The following is a 9,637-nucleotide window of genomic DNA, read 5'->3' as shown; positions in this document are numbered from 1 at the left end:
GCTATTCCTGCAGGCGTGTCGCCATCAATAATTTGTTTGTTCACTAAAATTCAGTCTTTATCTATAGTTCTCCCAATTATAACTGTAGCTGAGGGGAAGTATACTTTAAGGATGGCTGATGATGAGCTCGATGTTTCCTTCAAATGTGATTGTTTGATCTTCTGATGTAAGAATGAAATGCATGCCTTTTTTAATGTCGTAAGGTTTATCATCGATAAATATTTTACCTTCGCCATCAATCACTGAAACTAAGCAATAGTCATGTGGTTTATCCCATTGCATCTGATGATTAATCGTCCACTTTTCAACAGTGAAGAATTCATTCGCAACAAATTGCGTGTACGTATTCCCATCTATCTCTTTGGTAAGAGGAGACGTATTAAGATGTCGATTTGAAATATCAATAACATCTTTACTCTGTTCCAAATGTAATTCACGCGTATGTCCATGACTATCCTTTCTATCATAATCATAAATACGATACGTTGTGTCTGAGGATTGTTGCGTTTCTAAAATAAGAATACCTGAACCGATGGCATGAACAGTACCAGCAGGAACATAATAAAATTCACCAGGATGAACAGGTACATGTTTAAATAAATGATCAAAGTCTTTGTTATCAATCAATTGATGAAGCTCTGCTTGTGAATCAGCATCTACACCATAAATAATTTCAGCTCCAGGTTCTGCATCTAAAATGTACCAACATTCTGTTTTACCGTATTCTCCTTCATGTTGAAGAGCATAGTCATCGTTAGGATGCACTTGGACAGAAAGTTGATCATGTGCATCTAAAATTTTAGTTAGAAGTGGGAAGTGAGTTCTAGCATCATTCCCAAATAACGCTCTATCCTCATCCCATACTTGGTCTAATGTTTTACCCTGATGTTTGCCATTTAGGATAACGTTAGGACCATTTTTATGAGCTGAAATAGCCCAACATTCTCCTGTTGAATCACTTGGAATATCATATCCGAACTGTGTTAAAGCTGAGCCACCCCAAATTCTTTCTTGAAATACAGGTTCGAGAAACAATACCATGTCTTACACTCCTTTATATCCCTTTTAAAATATTGTAGATTTCACTTTTATCTTGAGCGTGTACGAGTCTGTCTCTTGTATCGTCATGCATGAGTGATTTTGATAAACGTTGTAATAGTCTTAAATGTGTATCGTTACTGTCATTTGGAACAGCGATAAGGAATACCAATTGTGGTAAAGAACCATCGAGACTTTCCCATTGAATACCTTTTCTATTACTCATAACTGCTACTACAGGTTGTTTCACCGCATTTGATTTCGCGTGAGGAATTGCTACGTTCATTCCGATAGCTGTTGTTGACTCTGCTTCTCGTTTAAGAATCGCGTCTTTGACTGTTTCTACGTCAGAGATATAATGATGTTCATTTAATTTTGAAAGAAGTGTATCTATTGCCTCATCTCGAGTGAGTTCAGATTTGGAAATATCGATAATGTCTTCGCTAAATACATGATCTTCAGTATGCTTCGCTGCTGATGCATCTTGTTGCGCTGAAGTAGCTACACTATTTTGTGAAGAAGTATCGTTTGCTGTTGGTTCATCATTTTCCAAGCCAGTGTCAGTCGCTAACGTATTCACGTCATTTGCAGGTGAATGTCTCTTGAAAATTAAAACCGCTAACGTTGTGACTAAACTACCAATAATGACAGCAATAAAGAACCACAGCAACTTATCAATACCACCAAGTACTGCCACAACAGGGCCACCGTGAGCAACTCTATCGCCTACGCCGCCGAGTGCCGCAATAACAGAAGCCACCATCGCACCAATCATATTAGCCGGAATCGTTCTAAGTGGGTCTTGAGCAGCGAAAGGTATGGCACCTTCAGTAATACCAAAGAGTCCCATTGTAAATGAGGCTTTACCCATTTCTCGTTCAGACTTATTGAACTTACGTTTTTGGATAAATGTTGCTAAACCTAAACCAATTGGAGGCGTACACACTGCGACAGCAACCATTCCCATCACTGCATAATTTCCTTCAGCAATGAGTGCGGAACCAAATAGAAAGGCTACTTTATTAATAGGGCCACCCATATCGAAGGCAATCATTGCACCAATAATTAAAGCAAGAATAATAATGTTGGCACCTTGCATCCCTTTTAACCATGTCGTCAGAGCAGCGAAAATACTTGAAATCGGTGCACCAATAACAAAGATGAATATTAAACCTACGATTACCGAGGAAATAATAGGGATAATGATAATCGGCATAATTGGCGCCATCGCTTTCGGAACTTTAATTTGTTTAATCCATTTAGCGATATAACCAGCAAGGAAACCAGCGACAATACCACCTAAGAAGCCAGCGCCTGCAGTACTACCGTATAAACTACCGTCAGCCGCAATTGCACCACCAATCATACCCGGAACAAGACCGGGTTTATCAGCGATACTAACGGCAATGTAACCAGCTAGAATAGGGACCATAAATTTAAAAGATAAACTTCCGATACTTTCAATAGATTTCCAGAATGAATGTTCCGGAATGACTAAACCTTTTGGACTTGTTTCGCCACCAATAGTTAAGGCGATAGCCATGAGTAATCCACCAACAACAATGAATGGAACCATGAAAGACACACCATTCATTAAGTGTTGATAAATCATTTGCATTCCGCTTTTATGTTCGTCATCCTCAGCATCATTTGACTGAGCATACGCGTCTGAGTCAGATCCATGATAGATACGTGCATCTTGATCGATGATACGTTGAATTAATTCTTTAGGGCGATGGATACCTTCGCGAACATTTTCATTGATTAAACGTTTTCCTTTAAATCGAGATAAATCGACTTGTCGATCCGCTGCGATGATAATGCCGTCTGCTTCTTTAATTTCTTTAGCAGTTAAAATGTTTTCCGCACCTACACCGCCTTGTGTTTCGACTTTGATGTCTACGCCCATTTCTTCAGCAGCTTGTTCTAATTTTTCTTGAGCCATATATGTATGAGCGATGCCATTCGGGCACGATGTTATAGCAAGTATTTTCATAGCTTTCACTCTCCTTTATTAAAGTGTAAGCGTATTCAATGCTATATAAAAAAGAATAATTGCCGTTATTAGTGGCAATTATTCTCTAATTCGTGCGATTAACTTATTCTTCAAGGCAACCTCATCTAACATACACCATTGATCGACCGTATGTTCATCAAGTTGAGCAATCGATTGAATGATTTTCTTCATCATCTGTGCATCTTTTTTCGCAATCGCCAGGAAGAAGACTAATTTCACATTATGTTGCTTCCATGGGATAGAATCGATCGTTTTAAATATAATCACATGTGACTTTAGAACCTTTTCCGGGTTACCGTGGGGGATAGCGATTGCGTTTCCAATATAGGTTGAAGATTGTCTTTCGCGTTCCATCGCGGATTCGATATAGCCATCTAAAGTCGCTTGATGTTCATCTAAGATCGTTTGCGCTCTTTTAAAGATAGATAACGCAACGGCAGAACCAGTATGTTCGATATCAGATTCAACCACAAATTGTATCGGGGATAAGGCATCTCTTTGTAATGTAGGATTTCTATAGGATTGAATGAGATGTTCCACTGTTCTTTCATCATCTTTTGAAAATAACGGCGAAACTTTAACAACTTTCGGTAAAGCATTTAAATCATTATTCGACAAGTCGATATCATGCGTTGTAATGAGTACATCAATTTGGCTGAAATCATAGTGTTCTACATCTTCAAGTTTGAGCGTATCGACGATAGAAATCGACGAACTCAACTTCTTAATTCTTTCAGCTAATAGGGTTGAGACACCTAAGCCATAGTAACATACGATGACGACGTTCATTGTAGATTGCATTTGCCGTTCAATAGAAGATTGAAAATGAATCGTCAAAAAGGCAATTTCATCTTCACTGAGTTGTATATCAGTATCTTTCGATAATTGAGCAATTGCATTATAAAGCGTATTAAAAATAAATGGATACAACTGTTTAATCTCCGATGTCAACGGATTATTTAAATAAACATTACGCATTAACCGTATATACGTACGACTAAAATGCATATAAATATTTTCTTTTAAAGTGGAATCTTTAGAAAATGGAATATCCACAGTATCTTCCATCAATTGGATTAATCTCTGAATATATCCTTGAATAAAAAGTCGTTGAAAACTCAAGTCAAACTGATTGAAATGGTAGCTAATGAAAAATGAAAATAAATGACTTGTTTCATCAGTGAGTTGATATCCAAGTTGTTGATTAATATCAGCAATACATCGTCGAGCAATATCTAAAGAGTCGGGATGAGCTTCCCATTCTACTTCTTCGGATGACGACCTTTTAATAATTAAGATTAAATGCACAAGTAACTGACGCACTTGGTTATCTGAAGTTTGTAAATCGGCTTCTTGGATATGTTGTTTAATAATATGATGAATGCGTTGAATATGTGCATGGGGCAATTCTTGTAAGATTAAATCTTCTACTTTAATTTCATTAGAGGTAAGTTGATTAAGATGGAGAATGGCATTACTTAAGTTTGAAGCACTCGCGTCAATCATAATACCTTGTTTCCTTTTAATGGCCATCGTGACATCGAATTTCTCACACCAATGCTGTAAACGTGTCACACAATCGAGCACATCATTCTTAGACAAATGAAACTGTGCCGCCAATTCGTTCAGTGTATACGTATGGTCATCCATCAATAATTTATAAGCTATCGTAATTAACAACTTTCTCTCTTTGAAGATCCAATCATTCAGTTGATCCTCAATATAAGAAACGGAGTACTGATCTAGATTTAAATGATAGCCCCTCGACTTAACACTCACAATGACCTCATCAATAAAGGTAGCATTAATCACTTTAATATCATTTCTCACAGTCCGATTGGAAACGTTTAAATAATTGGAGACTTCATTCCCACTAATGTATGTTTGAGCGTTGTTCAATAAGAGTTGAATTAGTTTTATATGTCTATTTATCATTGTTCATCTCACTTCTCCAAAAGTTTAATAGGAAAACGCTTACTTTACTAATAAAGTGTACTCCCTAACATCAGGATAGGCAAGTGCACATTTGGAGAATAGAAAATGAGTAAGATATTTAGAGAAGAGAGATAGTAAACTTTCGAATGATAAAAAAATAATAATATTTAAATTAATCTCATTGAGAAAAATATAAAAAAGCGAACCATTGGAAACATAAGCGAATAAATATTTATCCATCATTTTAACTATTGTTATATTAACAATAAACCAAAAATTCAGATAAATATAATATAGGTTTTTCAACAGTTAGGCAATTTTTCCAACGATTAGGCAATATTACACAAAAATGCACATTGTTGAGTTATAAATAAATTGTAACCTATAAATATATTAAAAATTTATCACGTGATAAAAAACTATTGGAGGTTTTAAAATGAGAAAAATTTTTTTATCTATAGGTTTTATAACAATTGCAATTTTAGCAACCACGGTCTTATTAAATATCTCTCAGGCAAGCGAAAAAAGTACTCCACAAGCTGATTCAATGTATCAAGCAAGTCACAAGAAGGTTACAAACGGTAATGGTAAAGCCAATAAGAAAGTTAAGCCTCTCGGGTCCCGAAAATTTCCAAGTGTTATCCTCCCGAACAACAATCGACATCAAATCTCAAATACGCAAGAAGGACATTATGCCCCAGTTTCATTTGTGAAAATTTATAATGACAATGGTGACCTCGTTGCCTCAGGTTCTGGTATTGTCGTTGGTGAAAACGAAATTTTAACAAATAAACATATTGTTGATGCCGCACATAATAACCCAGATAATCTCGGTGTTGCCCCATCTTCTAAAAGTGAAAATGAGATGCCTAACGGTGAATTCAAAGGACAAGAAATTAAAAAATACCCAGGAAATGGCGATTTATCAATTTTAAAAGTACACCCAAATGAAGATAATAAAAAAATAGGAGACGTTGTAACTCCAGCTAAAATTAGTAGTAACTCAAATACTCAAACTGACCAAGATATCACAGTGACTGGATATCCAGGAGATAAACCTTTAGCGACAATGTGGGAAAGTAAAGGTAAAATCTTATCAATTAACGGTAACCAAATGACATATGATTTAAGTACTTATGGAGGAAATTCAGGTTCTCCAGTATTTAATGAAAACAACGAAGTGATTGGTATACATTATGGTGGTGTAGAGCACAAACATAATAGTGCAGTATTCATTAATGAAGATGTTCAAAACTTCTTAAAACAAAATATACCAAGCATACAAATAAATGAAAAAAATACAAACCTTGAAAAATCTCATGATGGTAACAACAATTATAAAAAAGCAGCATAATCTAGTTAATAGTAAAGGCGAGATTTTTTGAACTACTCGCAAGTTACTTAACTATAAAATGGAAACAACGTATAATAGCTTGTTGTTATAAAGACAACGAATCAAACTTTAACGACCATCAAAATCTATACTACAAATACGAACAATAGAGAATTACAAGATAAAAGGAAGGGGGGAGACCCCTTCTTTTTTAATGTCTTAAATATAAAAATTATTGTTAGAACAGATGATTCAACAACCACTCCTATCAATCATTAATTCAAATTAATCTGCACATGTAAAAGCTATTGTATTAATAACTTTTGCGTGTGCATTTTTTATTTTCCGCTATATATTGATGTCAATAAATATGATATATTTTAATTAAATTATTTTTATTGGGTGATGGTATGGGGTATCAAAGCGAATATGCCTTAGAAGAAGATGTAATTCAACAATTATTAAGCCAAGGATATGAAAGAGTTCAACTGCGAGATCACGCACAACTCGTAGATAATTTCCGCGCAATACTTAACGAACGTAACAAAGACAAACTTAATGGCGAACCATTAACAGATGCTGAGTTTCGCAGAATTATGATAGACATTAGCGATAAAAGTGTCTTTGAAAGTGCAATGATATTAAGGGATAAGTATGTCCTTGAACGCGATGATGAAACGAAAGTCTATCTTAGCTTCATGGATACGCACAAGTGGTGTAAGAATAAATTCCAAGTGACGAACCAAGTCACTGTTGAAGATCAATATAAGAGTCGATACGACGTAACCATTCTTATCAACGGTCTGCCACTCGTTCAAATCGAATTGAAGCGAAGCGGTATCGCAATCTCTCAAGCATTCAACCAAATCGAACGTTACCGTAAGCAGAATTACAGAGGTCTGTTTAGATTCATTCAGCTCTTCGTTATTAGTAATAAGATGGAAACACGCTACTACGCGAACAGCGATCAAAAGATTTTCAAGAGCTTTATGTTCTATTGGAGCGATAAGAACAATCAACGTATCAATGTGCTCAAGGACTTCATCCAAGACTTCCTCAGTCCATGCAAAGTAGCGAAGATGATTAGTCGTTACATGATTATAAATGAAACTGACAAGATTCTGATGGCACTGAGACCGTACCAAGTGTACGCGGTTGAAGCGCTCATCAAACGTGCGACCGAAACGAATAATAATGGCTATATTTGGCATACTACGGGAAGCGGTAAGACGTTGACGTCATTCAAGACCAGTCAAATCCTCTCTAGAGAACCAAATATTAACAAAGTCATCTTCCTAGTCGACCGTAAGGACCTTGATAGTCAAACGCTCGCCGAATTCAATAAATTTGAAAATGACTCCGTCGACCTTACCGACAATACACGTAAATTACTACAACAATTAGAAGACCCTACTCAGAATCTTATCGTTACGACAATACAAAAGATGGCGAATGCGATCAAAACAGGACATAAAGCCATTCAACGATATAAAGAAGATAAAGTAGTCTTCATTATAGATGAATGTCATCGTACACAATTCGGAAAAATGCATCGTGTCAAAAAACAAAACTTCAAGAATGCGCAATACTTTGGTTTCACGGGTACACCACGTTTCGAAGAGAATGCGAGTCAAGACGGTCGTGCGACGGCAGATATCTTTGGTAAATGTCTCCATACTTACCTAATTAAAGATGCGATACGTGATGGCAACGTACTCGGGTTCTCTGTCGAATATCTCAATACGTTCGACACATTAAAGGACAATATTGATGAAGAATATGTGACTAAGATAGACGAGAATGAGATCTGGATGGCTGACGACCGTCTTAAGAAAGTAGCCCAACATCTTGTGACGAACCATCATAAGAAGACGCGTAATCAGAAATACACGTCTATCTTTACTGTTCAAAGCATACCAATGGCGATCAAATATTATAAAGTCTTTAAAGAGATGAGAGAAGCGGGTCTCCACGATCTTAATGTCTCTACCATCTTTACTTACAACCCTAATGAGGATATTCATAAAAATGAAAATTTCAAGCATTCACGTGAAGAGTTAGAAACAGTCATCAAAGATTATAACAAGATGTTTAATAAAAACTATTCTACAGACACATTTGATGGATTCTTTAACGATGTGTCTCAACGTGTAAAGAATGGCATACCAAGTGAACGATTAGATATCTTAATCGTCGTTGATATGTTCTTAACAGGTTTCGATAGTAAAAAGTTAAATACCTTATACGTCGATAGAAATCTACAATATCATACGTTGATTCAGGCATATTCACGTACGAATCGTGTGGAAGAAGATACGAAACCTTATGGTAATATCGTATGCTATCGAAATTTGAAAGAAAATACGGATAAAGCAATTGAGTTATTCTCTCAAACAGATGATATCGATACAGTACTAAGTGCATCATTTGATGAATATTTGATTGAGTTTAGGAAGCGATTAATAGATTTATACAAAATTGCAGACACACCTGAGAAAGTAGACCAACTAGAGCGTGAAGATGATATTAAAGCGTTCGTATTAATCTTCCGTGATTTAGCACGTTTAATGCAAATGCTTAAAACATTTGATGAATTTAAATTTGATAAAGATAAAATAGGTATCGCAGAACAAACATTTGAAGATTTCAAAGGTAAATATCTCAATTTATATGATGAAGTTCGTAAGAAAGATAAAAGAGCGATAGAGAAAGTCTCAGTTCTAGATGATATTGATTTCGAGGTCGAGATATTAAGAAACGATTTGATTAACGTTCAATATATTTTAGATTTATTGAACCAAATTGATTTAACAGATAAAGAACAAACTGAGAAAGCACGTCATCAAATTCGTAAATTACTCGAACAAGCAGATGATGATAAATTAAGACTGAAGGCAGACTTAATTCGTGAATTCTTGGATAGTGTGATTCCACATCTTGAAGAAGGTACAGCAATTGACGATGCGTATTATGAATTTGAAGAGGAAGTTAAAGAGGGCGAATTACAAGATTTCGCGAAAGACCAAACATATCCAATTGATTTATTGAAGAAACTTGTCAATGAGTATGAATATAGTGGGCAGCTGGATAATAATTTAGTTGAAGAAGGCGTGTCTGGTGGATTGCTTGTACGTACTAAGAAGATTGATAATGTTAAATCATTCGTTCAAGAAACCGTTGAAAAGTATGGAGCCGTAAATTAACTACTATAAAGATACTTTAGATATTATAGGTTTAAACTACTTTTATAAAATATTCTATAAATACTGTAAGTTAGGTGGGTGTTCCCACTTAACTTATTTTATTTTGTGCTA

The 9,637-nt window shown here is 35.6% G+C and carries 5 protein-coding genes; 2 read left to right on the top strand and 3 right to left on the bottom strand.

The genetic code is table 11. The features are described 5' to 3' along the window. Positions 1-105 precede the first annotated feature (105 nt). The 3 genes from manA to HMPREF3264_RS11710 all read right to left on the bottom strand — a co-directional run bounded on the left by manA (position 106) and on the right by HMPREF3264_RS11710 (position 4,990). A complete protein-coding gene (gene manA / locus HMPREF3264_RS11720; protein ID WP_070873422.1) occupies positions 106-1,041 on the bottom strand; it encodes a mannose-6-phosphate isomerase, class I in 936 nt (311 codons plus the stop codon). Between the two features lie 13 nt (positions 1,042-1,054). Further along, positions 1,055-3,034, bottom strand: coding sequence for a PTS fructose transporter subunit IIABC (locus HMPREF3264_RS11715; RefSeq protein ID WP_070873421.1), 1,980 nt, complete (start codon positions 3,032-3,034; stop codon positions 1,055-1,057). Between the two features lie 78 nt (positions 3,035-3,112). Further along, a complete protein-coding gene (locus HMPREF3264_RS11710; protein ID WP_070873420.1) occupies positions 3,113-4,990 on the bottom strand; it encodes a BglG family transcription antiterminator in 1,878 nt (625 codons plus the stop codon). Between the two features lie 436 nt (positions 4,991-5,426). Between HMPREF3264_RS11710 and HMPREF3264_RS11705 the strand changes: the two genes are divergently transcribed. Next, the gene (locus HMPREF3264_RS11705) at positions 5,427-6,344 is read left to right on the top strand and encodes a trypsin-like serine peptidase (RefSeq protein WP_070873419.1); all 918 of its coding nucleotides are present in this window, start codon (positions 5,427-5,429) and stop codon (positions 6,342-6,344) included. A 389-nt stretch (positions 6,345-6,733) separates the two neighbouring features. Further along, a complete protein-coding gene (locus HMPREF3264_RS11700) occupies positions 6,734-9,526 on the top strand; it encodes a type I restriction endonuclease subunit R (RefSeq protein WP_070873418.1) in 2,793 nt (930 codons plus the stop codon). The last annotated feature ends 111 nt before the right edge of the window (positions 9,527-9,637 follow it).

It is taken from the genome of Staphylococcus sp. HMSC62A08 (assembly GCF_001839105.1).
Classification (GTDB): Bacteria; Bacillota; Bacilli; order Staphylococcales; family Staphylococcaceae; genus Staphylococcus; species Staphylococcus caprae.
The sequence above is the reverse complement of the archived record's forward strand: the minus strand, read 5'-3'. Positions and strand labels throughout refer to the sequence as shown.